20 protein-coding genes are annotated in these 24,412 nt (G+C 68.5%); 10 read left to right on the top strand and 10 right to left on the bottom strand.

The window, feature by feature from the left end; all coding sequences use genetic code 11:
• Positions 1-192 precede the first annotated feature (192 nt).
• Together ACWD4A_RS30905 and ACWD4A_RS30900 are read right to left on the bottom strand one after the other, a co-directional pair.
• Positions 193-1,191, bottom strand: a complete 999-nt coding sequence (locus ACWD4A_RS30905) for an AraC family transcriptional regulator (RefSeq protein ID WP_451199025.1) — start codon at positions 1,189-1,191, stop codon at positions 193-195.
• Positions 1,192-1,471: 280 nt separating this feature from the next.
• A complete protein-coding gene (locus ACWD4A_RS30900; protein WP_451199024.1) occupies positions 1,472-2,308 on the bottom strand; it encodes a carbohydrate ABC transporter permease in 837 nt (278 codons plus the stop codon).
• A 271-nt stretch (positions 2,309-2,579) separates the two neighbouring features.
• Here ACWD4A_RS30900 and ACWD4A_RS30895 point away from each other — a divergent pair, with 271 nt between their 5' ends.
• The 3 genes from ACWD4A_RS30895 to ACWD4A_RS30885 are packed head-to-tail and all read left to right on the top strand — an operon-like array spanning position 2,580 to position 4,156.
• On the top strand, positions 2,580-3,149 hold the full coding sequence (locus ACWD4A_RS30895; protein ID WP_451199021.1) for a nitroreductase family protein: 570 nt from the start codon (positions 2,580-2,582) through the stop codon (positions 3,147-3,149).
• Positions 3,127-3,426 (top strand): DUF6092 family protein, encoded by a 300-nt coding sequence (locus ACWD4A_RS30890; RefSeq protein WP_451199019.1) that lies wholly within the window; start codon positions 3,127-3,129, stop codon positions 3,424-3,426. Before ACWD4A_RS30895 ends, ACWD4A_RS30890 begins: the two co-directional genes overlap by 23 nt.
• 19 nt (positions 3,427-3,445) lie before the next feature.
• Positions 3,446-4,156 carry a tRNA-dependent cyclodipeptide synthase gene (locus ACWD4A_RS30885; RefSeq protein WP_451199016.1) on the top strand — a complete coding sequence of 237 codons (711 nt, stop codon included), beginning with the start codon at positions 3,446-3,448 and terminating at the stop codon, positions 4,154-4,156.
• Between the two features lie 116 nt (positions 4,157-4,272).
• Here ACWD4A_RS30885 and ACWD4A_RS30880 read toward each other — a convergent pair whose 3' ends face one another.
• From ACWD4A_RS30880 to ACWD4A_RS30870, 3 genes are all read right to left on the bottom strand, one after another.
• Positions 4,273-4,551 carry a hypothetical protein gene (locus tag ACWD4A_RS30880; RefSeq protein ID WP_451199013.1) on the bottom strand — a complete coding sequence of 93 codons (279 nt, stop codon included), beginning with the start codon at positions 4,549-4,551 and terminating at the stop codon, positions 4,273-4,275.
• 1 nt (position 4,552) lies between these two features.
• A complete protein-coding gene (locus ACWD4A_RS30875) occupies positions 4,553-10,663 on the bottom strand; it encodes a ricin-type beta-trefoil lectin domain protein (RefSeq protein WP_451199010.1) in 6,111 nt (2,036 codons plus the stop codon).
• A gap of 245 nt (positions 10,664-10,908) precedes the next feature.
• On the bottom strand, positions 10,909-11,502 hold the full coding sequence (locus ACWD4A_RS30870; RefSeq protein WP_451199028.1) for an XRE family transcriptional regulator: 594 nt from the start codon (positions 11,500-11,502) through the stop codon (positions 10,909-10,911).
• Between the two features lie 404 nt (positions 11,503-11,906).
• Between ACWD4A_RS30870 and ACWD4A_RS30865 the strand changes: the two genes are divergently transcribed.
• The 3 genes from ACWD4A_RS30865 (at position 11,907) to ACWD4A_RS30855 (ending at position 12,940) form a co-directional block, all read left to right on the top strand.
• On the top strand, positions 11,907-12,098 hold the full coding sequence (locus ACWD4A_RS30865; protein WP_451199007.1) for a hypothetical protein: 192 nt from the start codon (positions 11,907-11,909) through the stop codon (positions 12,096-12,098).
• A 267-nt stretch (positions 12,099-12,365) separates the two neighbouring features.
• Positions 12,366-12,686 carry a hypothetical protein gene (locus ACWD4A_RS30860; RefSeq protein WP_451199004.1) on the top strand — a complete coding sequence of 107 codons (321 nt, stop codon included), beginning with the start codon at positions 12,366-12,368 and terminating at the stop codon, positions 12,684-12,686.
• On the top strand, positions 12,683-12,940 hold the full coding sequence (locus tag ACWD4A_RS30855; RefSeq protein WP_451199002.1) for a type II toxin-antitoxin system RelE family toxin: 258 nt from the start codon (positions 12,683-12,685) through the stop codon (positions 12,938-12,940). Before ACWD4A_RS30860 ends, ACWD4A_RS30855 begins: the two co-directional genes overlap by 4 nt.
• Positions 12,941-13,035: 95 nt before the next feature.
• Here the strand turns inward: ACWD4A_RS30855 and ACWD4A_RS30850 are convergent, their stop codons facing one another.
• A complete protein-coding gene (locus ACWD4A_RS30850; RefSeq protein WP_451199000.1) occupies positions 13,036-14,061 on the bottom strand; it encodes an ATP-dependent 6-phosphofructokinase in 1,026 nt (341 codons plus the stop codon).
• A gap of 223 nt (positions 14,062-14,284) precedes the next feature.
• Here ACWD4A_RS30850 and pta point away from each other — a divergent pair, with 223 nt between their 5' ends.
• The 3 genes from pta (at position 14,285) to pyk (ending at position 19,187) form a co-directional block, all read left to right on the top strand.
• A complete protein-coding gene (gene pta / locus ACWD4A_RS30845) occupies positions 14,285-16,366 on the top strand; it encodes a phosphate acetyltransferase (protein WP_451198998.1) in 2,082 nt (693 codons plus the stop codon).
• A gap of 87 nt (positions 16,367-16,453) precedes the next feature.
• Positions 16,454-17,665, top strand: coding sequence for an acetate kinase (locus ACWD4A_RS30840; protein WP_451198995.1), 1,212 nt, complete (start codon positions 16,454-16,456; stop codon positions 17,663-17,665).
• A 94-nt stretch (positions 17,666-17,759) separates the two neighbouring features.
• The gene (pyk, locus tag ACWD4A_RS30835) at positions 17,760-19,187 is read left to right on the top strand and encodes a pyruvate kinase (protein WP_451198994.1); all 1,428 of its coding nucleotides are present in this window, start codon (positions 17,760-17,762) and stop codon (positions 19,185-19,187) included.
• A gap of 85 nt (positions 19,188-19,272) precedes the next feature.
• Here the strand turns inward: pyk and ACWD4A_RS30830 are convergent, their stop codons facing one another.
• The 4 genes from ACWD4A_RS30830 to ACWD4A_RS30815 all read right to left on the bottom strand — a co-directional run bounded on the left by ACWD4A_RS30830 (position 19,273) and on the right by ACWD4A_RS30815 (position 23,406).
• The gene (locus tag ACWD4A_RS30830) at positions 19,273-20,568 is read right to left on the bottom strand and encodes a hypothetical protein (RefSeq protein ID WP_451198993.1); all 1,296 of its coding nucleotides are present in this window, start codon (positions 20,566-20,568) and stop codon (positions 19,273-19,275) included.
• On the bottom strand, positions 20,558-21,094 hold the full coding sequence (locus ACWD4A_RS30825) for a DUF6114 domain-containing protein (RefSeq protein ID WP_451198992.1): 537 nt from the start codon (positions 21,092-21,094) through the stop codon (positions 20,558-20,560). The genes ACWD4A_RS30830 and ACWD4A_RS30825 overlap by 11 nt, the downstream gene beginning before the upstream one ends.
• 114 nt (positions 21,095-21,208) lie before the next feature.
• Complete coding sequence (locus ACWD4A_RS30820) at positions 21,209-21,844, bottom strand: DUF6230 family protein (RefSeq protein ID WP_451198990.1); 636 nt, start codon at positions 21,842-21,844, stop codon at positions 21,209-21,211.
• Positions 21,845-22,443: 599 nt separating this feature from the next.
• Positions 22,444-23,406: a tetratricopeptide repeat protein gene (locus ACWD4A_RS30815; protein ID WP_451198988.1), complete on the bottom strand. Its 963-nt coding sequence runs from the start codon at positions 23,404-23,406 to the stop codon at positions 22,444-22,446.
• Positions 23,407-23,632: 226 nt separating this feature from the next.
• On the opposite strand from ACWD4A_RS30815, the gene ACWD4A_RS30810 reads away from it, so the two are divergent.
• The gene (locus ACWD4A_RS30810) at positions 23,633-24,262 is read left to right on the top strand and encodes a TetR/AcrR family transcriptional regulator (protein WP_451198987.1); all 630 of its coding nucleotides are present in this window, start codon (positions 23,633-23,635) and stop codon (positions 24,260-24,262) included.
• Positions 24,263-24,412: the final 150 nt, after the last annotated feature.

The following is a 24,412-nucleotide window of genomic DNA, read 5'->3' as shown; positions in this document are numbered from 1 at the left end:
CCGCGGCCGCCGGCCGCCCCCGCCGCAGGCGGCAGACGGCCCGCGGCCGGGGGTCCGGGGCACGCACCCCGGTTTCGGGAAGGGGCGGGGCTGGGGAAAGGCCCGCCCCCGGGGGCACCTCCTGGGGGTCCCCCCGGACGGAGTCTGGGGGAGGTAGCTGGGGGAGCAACGGCCCCCCACCCAGACCCGCCATCACCCCCGCAGGGTCCGCGACGGCGACTCCCCGTACTTCTCCAGGTACAGGCCCGCGAAGCGGCCGAGGTTGCAGAACCCCCAGCGGCAGGCGACAGCCGAAACGGTGACGGCAGGGTTGCCGCGCCCGGCGAGCAGGTCATGGCGGGCACGCCCGAGCCGCACCTCGCGGAGATACCCGAGCGGCGTCGTCCCCAGATGCCGCCGGAACGCCTCCTGCAGGGACCGCGGGCTGACGCGGCCCGCCAGTGCGAGGTCGGCGAGGGTGAGCGGCTGGTCGGCCCGCTCCTCCGCGAGGGCCATGGCCCGCCGCACCGCCCCGTGCGCGACGACGCCCGGCCGCTGCGCGTCCACGCCGTCGGTGATCAGCCGGTAGGTCTCCATGAGCAGGGCGGCGGTCGTCTGGGTGAGGTGGGAGGCGACCAGCGGGCTCGTCCGGGCGACGCCCTCGCCGAGGACCTCCCGGTGCACCGCGGCGGAGATGCCCGCCCAGGTCCTGGCGGCCGCCGGGGAGATCGGGCCGCCGAGCCCGAAGCGCGTCCGTACCGGCCCGTCCACGCCGAGCGCGTCGGCCGCCGCCTGTTCCACGGTCTCCCGCGCGAGCCGGACGGTCGTCATGCGCGCGCCGGGCGCCCAGTGCACCTGGAACTGGCGGTAAGGGTCGAGCACATACGTCTCCCCGGTCTCCACGATCCGCTCCTCCCGGCCCGGGGAGACCACCTTCACCCTGCCCCGCACCAGCTTGCAGACGAGGAGGTACGAGTCGAGGGGCTGGGGTGCCACCAGGGTCTCGGCGCCGTACTGGAGACCGGACACGGTGACACCGGGGAAGCTGCCCTCCGCGTACCAGGCGGAGAAGTCCGCGGGATCGCCGAGCACGCTGAGTTCGTAGGGGCTGTAGGCGGAGCTGATGATCTCGCGGGTCTCGTCGAGATCATTGCTGAGCACGAGCGTGCGCATGTTGCCGGGGGCTTCCGGCCCCACTCCGGGTTCGGTCATCAGGCGTTCCTCGGGAGTCCCGCGTTCTCCGGCCAGGAGCCGCGTTTGACGAGTAGCCGACAGGTCGGCCCGTTAGTACCGTTCTGCTTGTCCGCAGTCAAGGCTGAGGCTTTCCCCAGAGCTGTTTCGGGACAGACCGGTCGCCCTGCGCGGATACGGCCCTGGATTCACGGGGGACATCCAGGGCCGCGTTCCACACTGGAGGGGTGCCCCGCCGTCAGCGGACAGACGGCGGGGTTCTCTGCGTGCGCCGTCTCTGCGTGCGCCGACGGCCGGGCCGTCAGCCCTTGACCGCGCCGCCCAGCGCGAAGCCGCCGCCGAGCCGCCGGGAGATCAGGGCGTAGAGCAGGATCACCGGCGTCGAGTAGAGGATCGAGAACGCGGCGAGCTGCCCGTAGGCGACCTGGTCGTTGCTGCCGAAGAACGTGAAGATGCTGACGGACGCCGGGAGTTGGTCAGGGGTCAGCAGCAGCATGAAGGGCACGAAGAAATTGCCCCAGAGCATGATGAAGCTGTAGATCGCCACCACGGCCGCCCCCGGCCCCATCAGCGGCAGGATCACCCGGACGAGTGCCTGGAGTCTGCTCGCGCCGTCCGTCCACGCGGCCTCCTCCAGTACGGCCGGGACGCCGTCCATGAAGTTCTTCATCAGCCAGATGGCGAAGGGGAGTTGGGCCGCCGCCATGAAGAGGGCCGTGCCGTAGAGGGTGTCGATGAGGTCGATCCGTACGAACAGGCCGTAGACGGGCACCATGACCGCCGTGATCGGCAGGCAGGTGGTGAACAGCACCGTCAGCAGGTAGGGCCGGGCGAAGCGGGATCTGAACCGCGACAGCGGGTAGGCGGCGAGCGCCGCGCACACCATGGTCAGCGCGGTGGCCGCGCCGCACAGCAGCAGACTGTTGAGCATCGGCCGGAAGGTGATCTCCTCGTTCAGCACCGCGTCGAAATTGCCGAGGGTCGGGCCGGCCGGCGCCTTCACGGTCAGCCCCGCCCGGTCGTCGACGGACGCGAGCAGCAGCCAGACGAGCGGTACGGCGAACGCGGCGGCCAGGACGAACAACGCGGCGTCGGCGGCGAGCCGTTGCCGGGTACGGCGGGTGAGCAGCGGGGGCATGGCACCTCCGTACGCGGACGGCTGTACGTACCTTCCGGTTAGTACCCACTTTTTCAGGACTCCCTAGCAGGCACACACACCGAACAGAAGTATTTTTCCGGCCACATGGCCGAATTATCACCGAACGGTTAATTCCGCACAAAGACCGTCTTGTGTTTTCGCCTCACCCTTGTACGGACAACTATCCGTGCGATACACATGCGCCTTGTGAGGTCAGTGCGACACATGTGGTTCACGAGATTCACAAGGCTTCATAAAAGAAAGGACACCGATGCCGAATAATCCCCTGCCGGAGACACTGGCAGTATTGCGCTCGCGCAGTGTGCTGCGAAATTATGCGCCGGATCCGGTCGACGACTCGCTGATCGAGCAGATGCTGGAAGGCATGCTGGCGGCGCCGACCGCTTCCAACAGGCAGGCATGGTCCTTCACGGTGGTGCGGAACCCGGACCGCGTCAAACTCCTCAGGGCATTCTGCCCGGGGATCATCGGAACTCCGGCGTTCATCGTCGTGGCATGTGTCGACCGGCGGCTGACGGACAAACTCTCCGGCGTCGTCTCGCGGAAGATCTACGAGACGTCGAAGCTGTGCGTGGCCATGGCCGTCGAGAATCTGCTCCTGTCCGCACATGCCCTGGGACTCGGCGGGTGTCCGGTGAGCAGCTTCCGGGAGGACATCGTGCGGCTGCTGCTGAATCTCCCGGACACGATCGAGCCGATGCTGGTGGTTCCCGTCGGCCGACCCGCGCAGGCACCCACCCCCTCCGACCGTCGCGACAAGAACGAGGTGATCAGCTATGAAATCTGGGGACGAGGCAATGCCGCAGGCTCAGCTGCATAAGGAGATAGCCCTGCTGGCCGCCTACCTGCTGAGCAGCGGGCGGGGGCTCGTGGAGGAACCGGCCGACTACGGCATCTACCGCTGCACGGATGCCGCCCGCCGGACGCTGAGAATCCTGGAGGAGGCCGGGGCGGGCACTCCTCGGCTTTCCGAGATCCGGCAGCGCCTGGACGATGTCATGTTCTCCCCCATGGGAGGCGATATGAATCTTCCCGAAATCCTGGACGAGCTGTGCCTGAAAATGGCCACCGCATTGAATGAATCCATACCGTCCTGAGGAGTTGAGGAACCCTGGCGTGCAGCCCTCCACATCCCCGGACATGCAGGTGGTCCCGCTCAGCGATGAGTGCCGGGCCATCTGGCAGCGCGGCGAACACGCGCTCGTCGGGATCAGCGCGGGAAACAGCTATTTCAACCAGGACCGCATCACCGCACTGCTGGAGTGGGCGGGGCGTTCCTTCGCCCGGGTTGATGTCGTCTATGTCGACACGAACATCGACGCGATGCTCATCGCGGACGGCCGGAGCCCGGAATACGCCGCGAAGTCGGTGAAGAGCACACTGAAGGACGTGCGGCGCAGGATCCGGCGATCCCTGGAAAGACTGGGCCCCGAAGCCGAGCGCTTCCACGTACGCGCACTCTCCGAACTCATGGACCTGCCGGCGTACCGGGCCGTGCGCGGCCGGACGGATCAGGCCCTGCGGGACGACCGGGACTTCTCCGCGATCTGCGAGGAAATGGTGCGCCAGGTCGTCCTGCACCGGCCCGGCGGTGACGACAGCATCACCGCGGAACACCTGCGGGCCGGCCTGGACTACGTCAAGGCCGAGGCCCCCCTCCTCGCGGACTCCCCGAGCATCTTCGGAGCCCCCTCGTCGGTGGTCCTGTACCACCTGAAGATGCCGATGGCCGAACATCTCGCCCTGCGCAAGGGCGAATTCCATGCCGCACGGGACCAGGGCTACGTCGTCGTCAGACCGTCCTCGCTGGGCGACGTCACCGGGTGAGAACCCTGAACTCCTGTCCGCGCTCTGGCTGTTGACGGTCCGGCGCGCGGCCCCAAAGACGTGGTGCCCGGCCTCTTAGAAGCCGGGCACCACGTCTTTACCTGAAGGCCGTGCCGTCAGAGCAGCCCACGATCGATGAAGTCATAGGCTTCTTCCATGGAGGTGAAATCGCACTCCCCCGTATCGAGGTCGACGCAGATCGGCCAATTTCCGCCGAGTTGAGCGTCCTCGTTGCCGTGATCGAGGAATTCGATCCGGTCGTAGGGCGCAATGAACCGGTCACCCTCGACGAAGCAGTCCTCCAGGATGAGACGCACATTGCTGGACGGCCAAGTCTGGCTCTGCTCAACCAGGAACCTCTCGGCTCGCTCCTGGGCTTCCTTGCGATCAAGCATGTCAGTTGGTCCTCATGAGGAAGTAGTATCGGAACCGTGTATCGGCGGGGTCCGCCCGTCCTGTCTGGAAATCGAGGAAGACTACCTTGCCGTCGACATTCACTACGTTGAAGTAGTGTCCCATGCCGCGGTTCGGCCACGCGCCGACGATTCCTCGCGCTCCAGGTCCCCAGCTGAGCATGTCCTTGACGACTGAGTTCAGTCCGCCCTTCTGCACGAAGGGGCGTCCAGTCAGTTCTGCGACCTCCTCACGAGTCATCGGGTGATTAGCGCCGGGCACCGAGTTGGGGTTTTTGCCCGCCATGAGGTCATCACCAGCAGTCGCGCACAACCCACAGTTCACCCGCCCACCTTCAGGGTTGATGCGCTCCATCGACGACAAGTGCTCCGGCGTGTAGTACGGAAGCCCGAATCGGGTCTCACTCCTGCCCCCGTAGTAACGTCCACCAGTCGGCGGGAAGACCGCGTCCTTCTGCCAGCCCCGCAGCCCGCCGAGCCCTGTGGCAGCGATTTGCATCGCAAGGTCATCGGCAGCCCGGCTGTAGGTGTCGTAGAGCGCCTCACAGCCTTGGTCGCGGAACATCTCCGCGGCTCGGTAGAGCCGGTACGCGGGACGGACGGGAAGGTACTTGTCGACGAAGCCGCCTGCCCCGCCGTTCTTCCCGGTGAAGGCGTTGAAGATGTCTCCGACGAATTCAAACGGGAGCTTGAGGCCCTCCACGAAGCCACTGCCGAAGACCTTGGCGCCTTCGCTGAACGACTTGATGTGGTCGTCGTTGGGGTCGTCCGGGGTCCAGCCGGTGGGGTCGGTGTACCGGGTCGGCGCGTTGGCCGCGTACGGGTAGGCCGAGCTATAGGGCTGGCCGACAGGAGCGGGAGCCGGATCGGTGCTGGTGAGGCGTCCCGTGGCCGGGTCGTAGTTACGGGCCCGGAGGTAGTAACCCGCGGCATTGGTCGTCGGCTCCCGGTACGCACCCGTGTATCCGAAGGGGTTGGCCGGTGGCTTCGCGGTGGCGTTGGTCTGGCCGGCTTCGCCGAACGCGGTGTAGGCGTAGCTGGTCTGGAGGTTACCACTGGCGTCCGTCAAATCGGTGACGGAGCCGAGCAGGTCCCGGTGGTGGTAATAGGTGCTACCGCCCGTGACCTCCGCCTGTATCTGACCGCGCGGGCTGTACCGGTATTCGGCCTGTAAGGCGCCGTTGCCGTCGTAGTCCGCAGTTGCCAGGGGCAGGGCGTTGTTGATGTCCCAGGCAGTGGTGCGCTGTAGTCCGCTGCCGTCTTTGGACGCTGTGGTTCGGTTGCCGTCGGCGTCGTAACCGTACGAGTAGGCGGTCCCGCCCGACAATGCCTTGATCAGGCGGTTGTTGGCGTCATAGGCGAAGGTGTCACCACCTGCGCCGGTCTGATTCCCGTCGGCGTCATAGGTGAAGTCGCGGCTTGCGGAGCCCGTGACCGATTGAGTGAGCTGGTCGGCGTCGTCGTACTTGTAAGTAGTGCTGACGCCTGCCTGGTTCTGCGACTGCCGGTTGCCGACCTGGTCGTAGCTGTAGCTCGTGGCCGCTGTGAGATCCGGGCACGAGTCCGACTTCGTGGTGGACGAGCATTCGGTGATCAGTCGGCCGACGGAGTCGTAGCCGTAATATTGATAGCCGGCCGGTTTGCCTGCACGAGTGACGTCGATTCGGACCGGCTGTCCTGCATCATCGAGGGCTTGCGACCAACTCGCGAGTACCGACTGCCCCTTGACATTGCTGACAGAGGTAAGACGGCCGGCGTTGTCATATGCGCGCTTCTCTACGTAGCCGTTGGCCGCGGGCAGCGCGCTCGTCGTCAGGTGACCGTCAAGGTCGTAGGCGTAGCCGATAGTTCCTGAGGCCGTCGTCTCCGAGGTTCGCAGACCGTCCCCGTCGTAGCCGTAGTGGATGGTGTTGGTCGCTATCGCGGACTTCGGCAGGGTCCAGTGGTGCCAGGCGACATCGAGGCAGTCCCAAGTGGTGATGGGCGTGCCCAGGGTATTGGTGCCGTTCGAGATCTCCATGCACTTGCCACCCGCCGCATTCACGAGTGCGCCGTCGTCGCGGAAGGTCCAGCGCTGGAGAGCGTCATTGGAGCAGGTGTTGAGCTTGACCTGTGCGCCCTTGTTGGAGCTGGTCGCGGCTGCGCACTTGCCCAGGGCCTTCAGATGGGCACCGTCGTAGGACCACTGCTGGGCCGGCACTCCGGCACAGGTCCACGACTGAATGGCCGTGCCGTCCTTCGTCTGCCCGTTGTCCACATCCACGCACAGGCCATTGACACCCACCACCGCACCCGTCGGACGCGGGAGGGTCCAGTGATGCCAAGCGGCGGCGAGACAGTCCCAGGTCGTGATGGGCGTGCCCAGGGTGCTGGTGCCGTTCGAGATCTCCATACACTTGCCGCCCGCGGCATTGATCAGCTCGCCATTGTCGCGGATCGTCCAGCGCTGAAGAGCATCGTTGGAGCAGGTGGCCAGCTTGACCTGTGCGCCCCGGCCCGGACCGGTCGCGGCGGCGCATTTGCCCAGGGCCTTCAGGTGGGCACCGTCATAGGTCCACTGCTGAGCGGGAACTCCGGCGCAGGTCCACGACTGGATGGCCGTGCCGTCCTTCGTCTGCCCGTTGTCCACATCCACGCACAGACCATTGACACCCACCACCGCACCCGTCGGGCCGGCGCTTCCGATGTCGCTGGTCCGCTCGGTGATGCGCCCCATGTCGTCGTAGGCGTAGGAGAAGACGCCCTTGCCCGTGCTGGGGGTGACTGCCGTCAAATGGCCGGCAGCGTCGTAGTCCAGGGCGCGGGTGCCGGTGCCGTCGGTGACGGAGCGGCGCTGACCGATCGCGTCATAGGCCACGGTCACGGTCGGCGTGTTGTCGGTATAGGTGGTGACGCGGGGTAGACCGCGAGCGTCGAAGTCGGTCCTGGCCGTGACGCCGCGGGCGTTGGTGACGGCGGTGCGGTTGCCGCTCTCGTCGTAGCCGTAGGTCTTCTGGCGGCCGAGCGGGTCGGTGACGGAGGTCTGCCGTCCCGCGTCGTCGTACCCGTAGGTGGTCGTATGTCCGTTGGGGTCCTTGCGTGTCGCGAGGTCACCGGCCGTGCTGTACGTGTACCGGGTGGCAGCGCCGTCCGGGCCGGTGACGGCGGCGACGCGGCCGAGGTCGTCGTAGTCGGTCTTGGTCGTTCGGCCCAGTTCGTCCGTGGCCGACACGGCACGGTTCGTCGCGTCGTAAGCGGTGCTGGTCGACTTGCCCAGCGGATTGGTCGCCTTGGTCTCGTTGCCCGCGGGGTCGTAGGTGTAGGAGGTGGTGAACTGCGCCGCGTCCGCACCGCTGGTGTTGCCGCGAGGGTCGACCTGAGTGGCCGTGCGGCCGTCGTCGTCGTAGGACCAGGTGGTCGTGCGCCCTTCCGGGCTTGTCGTCCTCGTCCGGTGACCATCGGCGTCGTAATCAAACGACGTGACTTTGCCGAGCGGATCGGTCGAGGTCGCCGGCAGTCCCGTGTCGGTGTAGCTGTGGCGTGTGATGTTGCCGAGGGGATCAGTGGACGTCAGGACGTTGTCATTGGCGTCGTATGTCGTGCTGCTGGTCTGCCCGAGCGCGTCGGTGACCGAGACGAGACGGCCCAGTGCGTCGTAAGCGGAAGTGGTCACGGCCCCCGTGGGGTCGGTCACCTTCGTGCGGTTGCCGTTGGCGTCGTAGCCATAGCTCGTGGTGTAGGCAGCGGCATTGGCCCCGGAGACGTTGCCACGTGGCGAGACCACACTGATCAGCCGGTTCGCCTTGTCATAGGTGTAGGTCGTCCGGTTGCCGAGCGCATCGGTGACCGAGGCGAGGTTTCCGTTGGCGTCATAGGCGCGAGTCTGCTTCTTGCCGGCCGGGTTGGTGGTTTCCGTGAGGCGGCCGGAACTGTCGTAGGCGTACGCAGTGACGCGCCCTGTCGAGTCCTTCACGGAGACGAGACGGCCGGCTCCGTCATAGCCGTAGGTGGTTGTGTGTCCCAGAGGATCCGTTGCTGTGCCGAGGAGGCCGCGCCCGTCGTAGGTGTAGGTCGTGGTGAAGGCGGCAGGGTCGGCGCCTGCGACGTTGCCACGCGGATCGGTCATCCCTGTGACCCGGCCGGCGGCGTCGTAGCGGAAGGTCGTCTTCTCGCCGAGCGGCGTCGTCACCGCAGTGCGGTTGCCCGCCGCGTCATAGGCATAGGCCGTTGCCTTGCCTCGTGGTGTGGTGACGCTCGCAAGAGCGCCTTGCTCCGTGTACGCGTAAGCGGCCGTGCCGCCCGCAGGGTCCTTGCTGGATACGACCCGATTGGCCTTGTCATAGGCGTACGTTGAGGCCTTGCCCCGGCCATCGGTGTGACTGGAGACATTCCCCTGGGCGTCATAGGTCCAGGTCTCTGCCAGCCCCACCGCAGAGGGGGATCTCCGCGTGATCAGACGACCGGCCGCGTCGTACGTCATCTCCGTCGTGCTGCCGGACGCGTCCGTGATGGAGACGGGGTGCAGGTTCCGGTCGTAGCTGTACGAGACCTTGTCACCGTACGGGTTGACGCTCTCCAGCAGCACGTTGCCGGAGTACACATCGGTCCAGACTCCGCCGTTCGGGTCCGTCACATGGGACTCGCGCTTGTTGTCCCAAGCGAACGTCGATGTCTTGCCCGAGCCATCGGTCTGGGAGGTGACTCGGCCCGAAGCGTCGTACGTGTTCGAGACTTTGCCGCCTCCGCGCCCGGTGGCGGTGGCGAGCCGCTTGTTGGAGTCGTAGGTATATGTGGTGGACTTGCCGACTTGGTCCTTCACCGATGTCAACAGCCCGTCGGTGAAGCCATAGGAGACCGACGTGCCGTCGGGCAGTGCCACCTTGGTCAGCAGCCCCGAACCGTCCAGGGTGAACGAGACCGTGCGCCCCGCCGCGTCCTTGACCGATGCGAGTCGCCCGGACGAGTAGGCCAGCGTAAGTCCTTGGCCGCCGGCGCCCGTAATGGAGGTCAGCTGACCTGAGGAACCGAACGTCCGCCGAGTTCCATCAGGATTGGTGACCGCGTACGTCGCCCCCGCCTTGGTGAGCAGCAGTGACGAGCCTGCTGGAGTCGCATAGCTGCCGCCCCCTTGGTCCTTGAACACCACCCGAGCACCGTCCGCGTCCTGAAGCGTGGCGCTGTTGCCTGCGGCGATCGTCAACTTGGAATCGAAGGGAGTCGACCAGCCCCTGCCCAGCAGCCCGGCCTCGGCCGAGTCGGACCGATAGGCGCGGTCCAACGAGAACGGAGTGCCGACGCTCACCAGGGCAGCATCCGTGCTTCGGTCGTAGAACGCTCCAGTGGCGGTGTTCACCGGATCCGCGCGGCGTGCCTGCCCGTAGCAGTTGCAGAGTCCGGCCTGCGCCCCAGGGATGTCCGGGGTGTAGAAGGCTTGGACGAACGGCGACGTCGTCCCTCCGGGGCTCCCGGAACCACCCGTCCCTTCCAGGAAGATCCAGGCGTAGTACTTCTTGCCGTCCTGGAGATGTCCACCGTTCAGTGAAGAACTCCACCAGAAGCACTGGTCGGCAGGGTACTGATTGGACGACCACCAGCCGTAGCACCAAGCCCCGTTCTCCAGGTATTTCCCCGTCGGGTCGTCGGTCGAGCGCTTGATCTCCTGCTGATGTACCGGGTACTTGTTCTCGTCCATGATGTACAGCCACAGCCCAGAGACGGACGAAGCGCTGACCGACGAGAACTTCGCCTGCCCGCCGATCGACAACATGCCTGGATAGGCAGTCGCGTAGGCGGAGACCCAGTCCGGATTGGGCACCCCTGCCGCAGCGCGCGCAGCCAGGCCCTGTGCAGGCTTCGCCGCCGGCCCGATCTTCAGCGGTTTGTCGGGCTTCGGCGCAGGCTCTGCGGGTAGCCGCGGGGGCCTCGGCTTGAGGAACTCGCGCATCGGCGAGTAACTCCCCTGCGAACTGTGCATCTGCGCCTTGCGCTGCGCCAAGGTCATTGCCTTGGGCGGCTTTGGCAGGTCCTTCGCCGTGCGTGGCGCAACAGCGGACACGGTCTGCTGTCCGTGTCGATCGACTGCCGCCCCGGCCCAGGCCGTGTCGGCGACCCCCACGGTTGCAAGTAATGCACATGTCAAGATGATGACAAGACTTCGCCGCATGGATCTGAACATGACTCACCCCACCCTCTTCCCATAAAGAACAGGGGGATCATCCATCACATAGGGGTGGGTGCGGACTGAAACTGGAACAGATGACCGAGAGTGTGCATTGCGGTCGGCTCAGAGCACCCGCAGGTTCAGTAATCCTCTTGGCACGGCGATCCATTTTGGCTGGAACTCGCCGGATGAGGCGTGACTCAGCCGCCGGCCGCAACCCCTACCGGCACGCCCCGCTCCCACAGCTCTTCGGCGTGCTCGGCGAATCGGGAGAACATCCCGCCGTCACCTTGGCGGCGCAAGTGCAGCAGCGGGGAATCGTGCCCGACGAGCCGTGCCAGATGCGGGGTCACCAAGAGCTCGTCGTCAAAGCGAAAGACGGAGAGCGAGATGTGGTTGACCGCGTCCGCAGGAGCGGAGAAACGGGCCTCCACCCCGCCCGCCGCACCCAGCTTTCCCAGATGCTCCAAGGTGATCCTGATGCGCGTGGAAACCGTCAGCGCGACGTCTTCGAGCTGCTCGCGCTGGCGCGTGACGTCTCCTTCCGGGTCGCCCAGGAGGAAGCGCACCCGGCATCCCTTGCCTGCCTTGCGGCGCAGAGTGCCGACGAAGTCGGGCTGGTCCAGCCAGAGGAAGTAATTCGTGTATCCGGCGAAGAAGAGATCCTGAGCAGAGCTCTCGATCAGCCCTCCCCACACCGTGGACGGACACGCGGACCGGTAGGAATAGCTGTGGACCAGTTCCCTGTCCGTACCGGTCTTGATGCGATCCTTCACGGATTTCGGCCACAGCATCTCTTCGTCAACTCCCAGTTCGGCGCAGGCGTCTTGGCGGTTCTTCCGATGCGGGATCAACTCCGCGTCGTTCAGCCACCGCTCCACGGTCTTGCCGGACACCCCGACTCTCATGGCCAGCTCGCGAGGGGTGAGACCGGCGTCGGCCATAGCCGATCGCAGAGCAGTGTTCAAGACCCGGCCTCCAGACGTTTGGGACGTCTTCCACGCTAGCGCCGAAACAGCCCAACTGTCCGGGATTCAGAGCCGATACGTCCTTCTTGGGATTCGACGATGCCCCTGTGCCACCCGAGGCCGGATGAGAAAGGGCAGACAATGAACGACACATCTGATATGGAGAAGCGCGATGCCGCCCTCCGCGACAAGGTCCGCGAGACCAACAGGCGCAGCGCCGGGAGCCGTACGTGATCGCCGTCGCGCACGCTTCCGCCGGGCCCCGCACGATCGTCAAAGGGGACGCCAAGAGCTGCCGCACATGCCGTCGGCTGGACGACGCCCGCGCCGCAGCCTGGGCGAGACGGGACACCGCCGCCGAGGCGGCCTGCGCCGAGCACGCCATGCGGCACTACTACGACGTACACCGGGTGAGCCCATGAAGACGGCCGACACCTGGTGCCTCACCTGCGCACGACTCACCCTCGCCCGCGCCGCCGCCCTCCGCTGCGGCGAGCCTCAAAGAGTGAGTGCGGTCGACGCCGATCTGCGACGCCACCAAGGCGAAGCGCATTCCGGCACCTCGGTCCCGGCCCCACGCCACCCCCGCCACTGAGACAGCAAGCACAAACGCCGGACGGGCTGGAGTGATCCAGCCCCTCCGCCTCGTCCACCACTCGTCGAGCCACGCCCAGCGGCATACTGGCCCCATGCCGACACCGCAGACGCCGGAGCTCCCCGACATCCCGCGCAGCATCGGCGGGATCGCTGCCGCCCTTGAGGCTCACTGGCAGGACAAGTTCTGGGACGACGTACGCCGCATCCACGACGGGATCTCCGCCCGTATGACCATTGATGACTGGTGGAGGCAGGCGGTCGTCGACACCGCCGGCAGCGACACGGCGAAGCGCGCCGCGCTGGAGGACGCCGCCGACCTGCACCTGATCGCGCTCGCCAAAGCCGACAGCGACGGCACCGTCATGAGCCATGAAGAGGCCATGACGGTCTTCGACCAGGCGCAGGCGTCGTGAGGTACACGCTGATCTGGGCCAACGACACAGCCCGCAAGCTGCGGGAACTGCGTCAACGCGACGGGGACGCGGTCAAGCCGTTCCACGACGCCGTCAACGGCCTTGTCCGCGATCCCCGCCCGTCGGCCGCTGTGCAGATGGGCGGGACGGATTCCTACCGGTTGCACATCGGCGAGTACCGGGCCCTGTACGAGATCAGCGACAGCCGGGTGTCCGTAACCGTGCTGATGATCGGCAACAGCCCGGTCCGGTGATCCCCCACCGTGACAACCGTGAACGGGCACAAAAACGCCGGACGGGCTGGAGAGATCCAGCCCGTCCGGCGTTCGGAGCGCAGAAGGTCAGGTCACTAGAAGACCGACTCCGCCTCGTCCATCCGGTTCTCCGGCACCCGCTTGAGCTCGGTGACCGCGTCCGCGAGCGGGACCATCTGGATGTCCGTGCCGCGCAGCGCGGTCATCATGCCGAACTCGCCGCGGTGCGCGGCCTCGACCGCGTGCCAGCCGAAGCGGGTGGCGAGGACGCGGTCGTACGCGGTGGGGGTGCCGCCGCGCTGGACGTGGCCGAGGATGACCGGGCGGGCCTCCTTGCCGAGGCGGTTCTCCAGCTCGGCGGCGAGCTTGGTGCCGATGCCGGCGAAGCGCTCGTGGCCGAACTGGTCTATGGCGCCCTTGGCGTAGTCCATGGAGCCCTCCGCCGGGTGGGCGCCCTCGGCGACGCAGATGACGGCGAACTTCTTGCCGCGCGCGAAGCGTTCCTCGACCATGGAGACCAGGTCGGCGACGTCGAAGGGGCGCTCCGGCAGGCAGATGCCGTGGGCGCCGCCGGCCATGCCGGACTCCAGGGCGATCCAGCCCGCGTGGCGGCCCATGACCTCGACGACCATGACGCGCTGGTGCGACTCGGCGGTGGTCTTCAGCCGGTCGATGGCCTCGGTGGCGACGCCGACGGCGGTGTCGAAACCGAAGGTGCGGTCGGTGGAGGAGATGTCGTTGTCGATGGTCTTCGGGACGCCGACGACCGGCAGGCCCGCGTCGGAGAGCATCTTGGACGCGGTGAGCGTGCCCTCGCCGCCGATGGGGATGAGCACGTCGATGCCGAGGTCGCGGGCGAGTTCCTTGGAGCTCTCGCAGGCCTCGCGCAGCCGGGCGCGCTCCAGGCGGGAGGAGCCGAGGATGGTGCCGCCCCGGGCGAGGATGCCGCTGACCGCGTCGAGGTCGAGCTTGCGGTGGCGGCCCTCGAGCAGGCCCTTGAAGCCGTCCTCGAAGCCGATCACCTCGTCGTTGTGGCCGACGACCGCGCGGTGCACCACCGAACGGATGACAGCGTTCAGGCCGGGGCAGTCGCCGCCTGCGGTGAGGACTCCGATGCGCATCTGGCTGTGTCTCCTGCTCGCTACTGGTACATGTGAGCCGAACCGATTGTTTCACGGGCCGGGGGGTAGTGCCGCACCCCTTCCGGGAGGCAGTGCCGCTTCCCTTGACCGGCCTGCTGACGAGCGCCTTATCCACGGTCGCAGGTATTGTCAAGAGGGCAAGCCCACCATATCGGGTATTTTTTTACCGCATAAACACGGCGATGGAGCAAGGAGAGCACGCGTGACGCGCAGCGTGTACGTGACCGGGACCGACCGGGGTGACGGCCGCCAGGTCATCGAGCTGGGAGTCATGGAGCTCCTCACCCGCCATGTCGACCGGGTGGGTGTCTTCCGCCCGCTCGTCCACGGTGACGGCCCGGACCGGCTGTTCGACCTGCTGCGGTCCCGCTACCGGCTGAGCCAGTCGCCGGAGAGCGTGAACGGCATGTCCTACGGCGACGCCTCCGCCCTGCAGGCGGAGCGGGGCACCGACGAGCTGGTCGCGGCCCTCGTCGAGCGCTTCCTGGCCGTGGCCCGGGAGTACGAGTACGTGCTGGTGCTCGGCACCGACTACGTGGGCTCCAACCTGCCCGACGAGCTGGCGCTGAACGCGCGTCTGGCGAACGAGTTCGGCGCCTCGGTGATCACGGTCGTCGGCGGCCAGGACCAGGACGCCGAGTCCGTACGGGCGGAGTCCCGCAACGCCTACCGCGCCTACGAGGCGCTGGGCTGCGACGTGGTCGCGCTCGTCGTCAACCGGGTCGCCCCGGCCGACCGCACGGCCGTCGCCGAGCGGCTCGCCGCGAGCCTGCCCGTGCCGTGCTACGCGCTGCCCGAGGACGCCTCGCTGTCGGCGCCGACCGTGGCGCAGATCGTCCACAAGCTGGGCGCCGAGGTGCTGCTCGGCGACGACGCCGGGCTCAACCGCGACGCCCGCGACTTCGTCTTCGGCGGCGCGATGCTGCCCGCGTTCCTTCCCGCGCTGACCGAGGGCTGCCTGGTGGTGACCCCCGGCGACCGCACGGACCTGATCATCGGCGCGCTGGCCGCGCACAGCGCCGGCGCCCCGCCGATAGCCGGCGTGCTGCTCACCCTCGACGAGCGGCCGGGCCCGGACATCCTGGCGCTGGCGGGCCGGCTGGCCCCGGGCACGCCGGTGATCTCGGTGCCGGGCGGTTCCTTCCCCACGGCCCAGGAGCTGTTCGCGATCGAGGGCAGGCTGAACGCCGCCTCGCCGCGCAAGTCCGAGACGGCCCTCGGCCTCTTCGAACGCCACGTGGACACCGTGGAGTTGACGAACCGCATCTCCGTGGCCCGGTCCGTCCGCGTCACCCCGATGATGTTCGAGCACGAGCTGATCGAGCGCTCCCGCTCGGCCCGCCGCCGCGTGGTGCTGCCCGAGGGCACCGAGGAGCGCGTGCTGCGCGCCGCGGACGTGCTGCTGCGCCGCGACGTCTGCGACCTCACCCTGCTGGGCGGGACGGACGCGATCCGCAAGCGCGCCGGTGAGCTGGGCATCGACCTGGGCGAGGCGCAGCTCATCGACCCGCAGACCTCCGAGCTGCGCGAGCGCTTCGCCGAGATCTACGCCAAGGCCCGCGCCCACAAGGGCATGACCGTCGAGCTGGCGCACGACGTGGTCGCCGACGTGTCGTACTTCGGCACGCTGATGGTCCAGGAGGGCCTGGCCGACGGCATGGTCTCCGGCGCGGTGCACTCGACCGCGGCCACCATCCGCCCCGCCTTCGAGATCATCAAGACGGCGCCGGGCGCGCAGATCGTCTCCTCGGTGTTCTTCATGTGCCTGGCCGACCGGGTGCTCGTCTACGGCGACTGCGCGGTCAACCCGGACCCGAACGCCGAGCAGCTCGCGGACATCGCCATCCAGTCCGCGACGACGGCCGCCCAGTTCGGTGTGGAGCCGCGGATCGCGATGCTGTCGTACTCCACCGGCACCTCCGGTTCCGGTGCCGACGTCGACAAGGTGCGCCGGGCCACCGAGCTGGTCCGGGAGCGCCGCCCCGACCTGCTGGTCGAGGGCCCGATCCAGTACGACGCCGCCGTGGACGCCGCCGTCGCCGCGACCAAGCTCCCCGGCTCCGAGGTCGCGGGCAAGGCCACCGTGCTGGTCTTCCCCGACCTCAACACCGGCAACAACACCTACAAGGCCGTGCAGCGCTCGGCGGGCGCCGTCGCGGTCGGCCCGGTCCTGCAGGGTCTGCGCAAGCCGGTCAACGACCTGTCGCGCGGCGCCCTGGTCCAGGACATCGTCAACACCGTGGCGATCACCGCGATCCAGGCGCAGGGCGAGCAGCGCCCCTGACGGCCGTTACTGTCGGTACGGGGGCCTGCCCGGCCCCCGTACCGGCCGTTCCCCCCAGACCACCGCACACGACCCGGAAAGCCCTTCATGACTGCCAACCCCACCCGAGTCCTCGTCCTCAACTCCGGCTCCTCGTCGGTCAAGTACCAGCTGCTCGACATGGCCGACAGCACCCGGCTGGCCGTCGGTCTGGTCGAGCGCATCGGTGAGGAGACCTCCCGTCTCGCGCACACCCCGCTCGCGACGGGCGGCGCCAGGCGCGAGCGCGAGGAGCCCATCGCCGACCACGAGGCCGCGCTGAAGGCCGTCGCCCAGGAGCTGGCCGCGGACGGGCTCGGTCTGGACTCGCCGGAGCTGGCCGCGATCGGGCACCGGGTCGTGCACGGCGGCCAGAAGTTCACCGCCCCGACCGTGATCACCGACGAGGTGCTGGCGGAGATCGAGCGGCTGATCCCGGTGGCCCCGCTGCACAACCCGGCCAACATCACCGGCATCCGCACCGCGCAGGCGCTCCGCCCCGACCTGCCACAGGTCGCGGTCTTCGACACCGCCTTCCACACCACGATGCCGGAGGCCGCGGCCCGCTACGCGATCGACGTGGAGACCGCCGACGCGCACCGTATCCGCCGCTACGGCTTCCACGGCACCTCGCACGCGTACGTCTCCCGCGAGACGGCGAAGCTGCTCGGCAAGGACCCGTCCGAGGTCAACGTCATCGTGCTGCACCTGGGCAACGGCGCCTCCGCCTCGGCGGTCCGCGGCGGCCGCTGCGTGGACACCTCGATGGGCCTGACCCCGCTGGAGGGCCTGGTCATGGGCACCCGCTCGGGTGACCTCGACCCCGCGGTGATCTTCCACCTGGCGCGCAACGCCGGGATGTCCGTCGACGAGATCGACTCGCTCCTCAACAAGAAGAGCGGTCTGATCGGACTGTGCGGCGACAACGACATGCGCGAGATCCGCCGGCGGATCGACGAGGGCGACGAGCGGGCGGCGCTGGCCTTCGACGTCTATGTGCACCGGCTGAAGAAGTACATCGGCGCGTACTACGCCGTTCTCGGCAAGGTCGACGCGATCGCCTTCACTGCCGGTGTGGGCGAGAACGCGGCCCCGGTGCGCGAGGCCGCCGTCGCCGGTCTGGAGGAGCTCGGCCTGGCCGTGGACGCCGGCCTCAACGCCGTACGGGCGGACGAGCCCCGGCTGATCTCCCCCGCTTCCGCCCGGGTCGCGGTCGCCGTGGTGCCGACCGACGAGGAGCTGGAGATCGCCACCCAGTCGTATGCCCTGGTCAGCGCTTGATCAGCGTTTGATCGGCGCTTGATCAGCGGACGGCTTCCGTCCTTTCCCACAGCTCGAATATTCCGCTCCGAAACAAACCGATAGGATCTGCCCCATGCGCCGTTCCAAAATCGTCTGCACCCTGGGCCCCGCCGTCGACTCCTTCGACCAGCTGAAGACGCTGATCGAAGCGGGTATGAATGTGGCCCGTTTCAACATGAGCCACGGGACCCACTCGGAGCACGAGGAGCGGTACCACCGCCTCCGTAAGGCCGCCGAGGAGACCGGCCGCGCGGTCGGCGTGCTGGCCGACCTCCAGGGCCCGAAGATCCGCCTGGAGACCTTCGCGGACGGCCCCGTGGAGCTGGTGCGCGGCGACGAGTTCACCATCACGACCGAGGACGTCCCGGGCGACCGCACCATCTGCGGCACGACCTACAAGGGTCTGCCGGGCGACGTCTCCAAGGGCGACCAGATCCTGATCAACGACGGCAACGTCGAGCTCCGGGTCACCGAGGTCGAGGGCCCGCGCGTGCGGACCATCGTCATCGAGGGCGGTGTCATCTCCGACCACAAGGGCATCAACCTGCCCGGCGCGGCGGTGAACGTCCCGGCGCTGTCCGAGAAGGACGTCGAGGACCTCAAGTTCGCGCTCGCGATGGGCTGCGACATGGTCGCGCTGTCCTTCGTCCGCGATGCCAAGGACGTCCGCGACGTGCACCGCGTCATGGACGAGGTCGGCCGCCGGGTGCCGGTCATCGCCAAGGTCGAGAAGCCGCAGGCCGTCGCCAACATGCAGGACGTCGTCATGGCGTTCGACGGTGTGATGGTGGCCCGTGGCGACCTGGCGGTGGAGTACCCGCTGGAGAAGGTCCCGATGGTGCAGAAGCGCCTCATCGAGATGTGCCGCCGCAACGCCAAGCCGGTGATCGTCGCGACCCAGATGATGGAGTCGATGATCACCAACTCGCGGCCGACCCGCGCCGAGGCGTCCGACGTCGCCAACGCCATCCTCGACGGCGCCGACGCGGTCATGCTCTCCGCCGAGTCCTCGGTGGGCGCGTACCCGATCGAGACGGTCAAGACGATGTCCCGCATCGTCGAGGCGGCCGAGGAGGAGCTCCTCTCCAAGGGCCTGCAGCCGCTGGTCCCGGGCAAGAAGCCGCGTACGCAGGGCGGCTCGGTCGCCCGTGCCGCCTGTGAGATCGCGGACTTCCTCGACGCGAAGTCCCTGGTCGCCTTCACCAAGTCCGGCGACACGGCCCGCCGCCTGTCCCGCTACCGCACGGCCCAGCCGATCCTGGCCTTCACCACGGACGCCTCCACCCGCAACCAGCTCACGCTGAGCTGGGGCGTCGAGACGTACGTCGTGCCGCACGTCGACAACACCGACGCGATGGTCGACTTGGTCGACGCGGAGCTGCTGAAGCTGAAGCGCTACAACGCGGGCGACACCATGATCATCACCGCGGGTTCGCCCCCCGGCATCCCCGGCACGACCAACATGGTCCGCGTGCACCACCTGGGCGGCGAGAACCGCTAGGTTCCCCCGCTCGTACGGCAGCACGGCCGTGGCCGCCTCTCTTCCCTCCGGGGAAGGGAGGCGGCCACGGCCTTTTGCACGACCTTTAGGAGTACGTGCCGTCCGTGAGGTACTGGTGCAGGTTGGAGATGTGCAGCGTGCCGCCGAACTGGCCGCCCTGGCGGATCTTCACGTCGGTGAGGAAGAGCGGGATGGGCAGCTTCAGGCCGGGGATCAGCGGGGGCGGGCTGCTGGGGCTCTGGGTGGACGGGATGAGCCCGAGCAGCTTGCCCTTCAACTCCTCGGTGTACATGGTGACCTGACCACCCGTGACGGTGGAGTCCGTCCCGGGGCCCGCGACGTGACTGAGCTTGCCGTCGCGGTTGACGATCTGGTGCAGGTCCTTGATGGTCAGGGCATCCGCGGTGAACTTCAGCACGGACTTCTGCTGCCCGTTCACCATGGTGATCTTCTTGATGCCCTCGTAGGTGAGGCCCTTCAGGGTGAGGACGCTGGCCTCCAGATACCAGGGCTGGTTCGGGAAGGCGTGGCCCTCCTTCTCGTCCACCACCGTGGGTTTCGGGCAGGGCGGCAGCTCGCCGGGGGAGGCGGAGGCGCTCGCCGCCGGGCTCGGGCTCCCGCTGGGGCTCGCACTCGCACTCCCACTCGGACTCGCGCTCGTCGAGGGGGCGGCGCCGGGCTTGCGCGCGCCCGGCTTCGGCTTGGCCTGGCCCCCGGCCTCGTCACCCGCGGACGGGGACGGGGAAGCGGGGGACGGGGTGAGCGGGGTGGGCGAGGTGCCCGTCGAGGGACTTCCGGCCGGCTTGCCGCCGTTGAGGATGTCCTTCAGCTTGTCGCCGAGGCCCAGGGGGTCCAGGGGGTTGAAGGTCTTGGAAGGGGACGGAGACGGGGACGGGGAGGAGGACGGTTCCGGTGCGGGCGATTCGCTCTTGCCGGGGCCCGGGTCCGGAGCGGACGGGGCCGTGCTCGGCGCGGGGGACCCGGCGACTTCCTTCGCCTTGTCCTTCGCCTTGTCCTTCGCCTTGTCCTTCGTCTTGTCCTTCGCGTCCTTGCCCGGTTCCTGGCTCGGGCTCGGGCTCTTGCCCGCGTCCGCACGCGGGCTCCCGCTCGCACTCGTACCGGGCTCGGCGCTCGCGCCCGTGCTCGGCGAGGAGTCCGGGGCCGTGGCGCACTGCCCCTCGAACGGCTCCGGCACGGTCGGCCTGGCGCTCGCGAGCTGGGGCGTGAGCCCCATCCCCACCAGCACCGCGGTCGGCATCGCCGCGATGGCGACGGCCTTGCCCGCGGGCATGTGCAGCCGGGCGAGCAGCGGTTTCCGGGGGGCGGCGTGCCGGGGCCCGGTTCTCTCGTGGCGCGCCTCGTCCCTCTCGTCAGTCGGCACGGTGACCCCCGTCCGTCTCCTTCATCAGGCTCAGCCGCGGCGGCGCCGACGGCTCCGGCGGGGCGGCCGCGTCCGGGCCCTCGCCCGCCGGTCCGCCGTCGTGGTCCGGTCCCGCCTCCGCGACCGGCTTGCCCGGCACCCAGGAGACGCCGAGCGCGCCCCCGACCAGGGCGAGCAGGAAACCGACCAGGAACGCCCCGAAGTTGGCCACCACCAGCGAGACCAGCGCCAGCAGGATCGCCGCGACACCGGCGAAGATCCGTGACTGCTGCTGGAACCAGAGCGTCAGCCCGAGGACGACCAGCAGCACGCCGATGATCAGCGAACCGGCGCCCGCCGTGGTGGCCATGCGGATGTGCAGATCGCCCAACGTCATGGTCTGGTAAGGGATGTACATGATCGGGAAGCCGGCCAGCAGGGTCCACAGTCCGCCCCAGAACGGGCGTTGCCCGCGCCACTCCCGAAACGAACGGCGGGCACGGCCCGAGGGGGAATCCGTCGGCCGGGTTCGCGTGTCGGCGCTCATGTCGTACAGCTCCTAGGACTGGCGAGTTCGGGGGTACGTGGTGCGGCGCGGCGTCGCGCGGCACGGGCACGGGAGCGTGGATCCCCGTCCCGTACCCGTCCGTTCAGCGCGTTGCTACGCCTTGCACTCGGCCTTGCTGAGGCTGACGCCCATGTGCAGGCCCGGCAGCGTGAAGGTGCCCGCCGAAGTGGCCCACGCCTTCTGGTTGACCTTCTCGAACCAGACCTCGTCGGCCTGCTGGGCGAACGAGCCGGGCACGTGGGCGCCCTTCTTGCCGTCGTCGCTCGACTTGGCCGGGCCGGGGCCCTTGGTCGTGTTGTCCACCGACACACCGATGTCGACGTTCTTGAACGTGGCGTCGGCCGTCATGTCCTCCGCGTCGATGTAGAGCTTCTCCGCGGAGACCTGCTTGCCTCCCCCACCGGCCTCCAGCTTCATCGACACGTCGAAGCCGAGGCCCGTCGGAATGGTCACCGCCTGGCAGAGGCCGTTGATCTCCGCCTTGTCGATACCGACCACCGCGACCGGCTTGCCGCCCGCCTTGGTCTCGTCGATGGCGCCGTACTGGACGAACCCCGTGCCGTGCAGCTTCTGGGCGGACACCTGGAACTGCTGACCGGAGACACTGAACGACGCCGCCAGCGCGCCCTGCGCCACCGCGACACCGATCGCGGCCGTCGCCGCCACACTGGGCACCATCACCACGGCGAACCGCCGCCACCTGGTCCCACCACGAGTCTGGGACTGCATGACTTTCCTCCTTCTCGGACGTACATCTCCGGTGCGGACCTCGCGGTCGGCCCGGGATGGGAGAAGTGCTACGTCCTCGGGAAGGAGAGCGCCGCCGCGGCCCGGTGGCGCGAAACGCCTCCGACAACACCGGCGATCACCCCCGAGCGACAACCACTGGCCGCGCTCTCGCGCAACCGCCGGGACAGGCCCGGCCGTTGACGGCCGGGACCCCCCTGTCCCCGAGCCGGCCCGGAGTGCGGCCGACCCGCCCGGTGGGGACCCATCCCCCCGCACACCGACCGGCTGCCGGGTAAGGGAATGGACCGAGCTTGGCCGATCGTGGTCCATTCACGGCCGGGGCACAAGAGGTTCATTACTAGCGAGTAACGGGCCGATAACCAAGGGACGTCCGGTGCGCATCGACCGGCACCGGGAGCACATCGGAGCGTGCGCGGAAAGAAGTGGCGATACACGAAAAAACCCGGGCGAAAGCCCGGGTTTTCCCTACTCGCAGTAACAGCCCCCGCAATTACCAAGTTTTGGTAAAGCGAGGTAGTCCGTGCCGGGTGTGACACGGGTGCGGCGAGGGTTTCCCGCTCCCCCGCCGGGACGGCCCGTCAGAACAGTGCGCGCGACAGCGCCGTACGCGCGGCAACCACCCGCGGGTCGTCCGGCCCGATCACCTCGAAGAGCTCCAGCAGCCGCACCCGCGCGGCGTCCCGGTCCTCACCGGCCGTCCGCCTGACCGTGTCGAGCAGCCGGCCGAAGGCGTCCTGCACATGCCCGCCGACCAGGTCGAGGTCGGCCGCGGCGATCTGCGCCCGCACGTCGGCGGGGTTCTCCGCGGCGGTCTTGCGGACCTGCTGCGGGTCCATGTCCTGGACGCGCTGCAGGAGTTCGGCCTGCGCGAGGCCCAGCTTCGCCTCGGGGTGGCCCGGGTCGTCGGACAGCACGTTCTTGTACGCCCGCACCGCACCGCCCAGGTCACCGGCGTCCAGCGCCTCGTGGGCCAGGCTCAGGGCCGCGTCGTACGGGCCCACGGGAGCCGCCTGCGGGGCCGCGCCCTCCTCGCCCGGCTCCACCGGCGCGCCCACGATCCCGAAACGCTGCTCCGAGACCTGGATCAGCTGGTCCAGCACCTCCCGGATCTGCGCCTCGGGCGCGGCGCCCTGGAAGAGCGGCAGGGCCTGCCCGGCCACCACCGCGAAGACCGCCGGGATCGACTGGACGCCGAACTGCTGGAAGAGAAGCTGGTTGGCCTCGACATCGACCTTGGCGAGCACGAACCGGCCCGCGTACTCGTCCGCCAGCCGCTCCAGCAGCGGACCGAGCTGCTTGCACGGCTCGCACCAGTCGGCCCAGAAGTCGATGACGACAGGCACCTCGGCGGAGCGCTGCAGTACCTCCGCCTCGAAGCCGGCCTCGTCGACGTCGAAGACAAGGCGCTGCGCACCGGCGGGCGCACCGCCGTGACGGGCGGCCTCGACACGGGCCTGCTCCGCCTTCTGCTTGGCTTCCCCGGCCGCCTTCACCGCGGCGAGGTCGACCACTCCACTCATGGACATGTTCCGTGGCTGCATGGTGCCTATCCTCCCCCCTCCGCGCGGCGATCGGAAAAGCGCGCCGTCAGAACGGCGCCAAGAGCGTTCGCATCGGCGCCGGGTCCCCACCCGGTACCTGTGGTTGTCGCTTTCGCTACGACTCGTAGCGTAACTGCAAGCCGCTGCTCTGCAACCGGGCCCTCCCGTGATCTGGCTCATACCGGGACCCGTGCCGACATGGCTACTCGGCGGTAAGGTCGCGGACATGACTACCGCCCCCCGTACCGGCGGCGGCCGCACGGGCCGGCCGCGCAGCGCAGCGGCCGACCGCGCGATCCTCGACGCGACGCGCGCCGCGCTGGTCGAACTGGGCTGGGGCAAGCTGACGCTGGGCGACGTGGCGGCCCGTGCGGGCGTCGCCAAGACCACCCTCTACCGCCGCTGGGCGGGCAAGAACGAACTCGTCGTGGACGCGGTGGCGGCTCTCTTCGACGAGCAGTTGCACCTCCCCGACCTCGGCAGCCTCACGGCCGACATCGAGGGCGTCGTCCTCCGCTTCGCGGCCCTCCTGGAACGCCCGGAGACCAAGACGGCCCTCATGGCCGTCGTCGCCGAGTCCACCCGCGACGACGCGCTCCGCGACCGCATCCGCTGCGCGATCGTCGACCGCCAGAAGCGGCTCGTCCTCCTCGGACGGGAGCGGGCCCAGGCCCGGGGGGAGCTCCCGCGCGAGGACGATGCCGCCGTGGCGGCGCGCAATGCCGACTTGATCTTCGACGTCATCGCGGGGGCCGTGGTCCATCGCGCGCTCGTGAGCGCGGAGCCGGTCGACGAGGAGTGGGCTCGCGGCTTCACCACCCTCTTGGTGGGCGGCCTGACGGCCGCGGCCGGCTGACACCTCGCCCTCCGGGTGCGGGCCGGTTCGCCGCCTGCGGCGGGAGCGGCCTACGGCCGCGTCCTCAATCGCCGGACGGGCTGGAAAATCCAGCCCGTCCGGCGTTTGAGGACAACGCGGCGAAGCCGTGTTGCGGGGGCTGGGGCGCAG

It is taken from the genome of Streptomyces sp. NPDC002537 (assembly GCF_053594975.1).
Note: the sequence above shows the minus strand (reverse complement) of the source record. Positions and strands in the feature narration are given on the sequence as shown.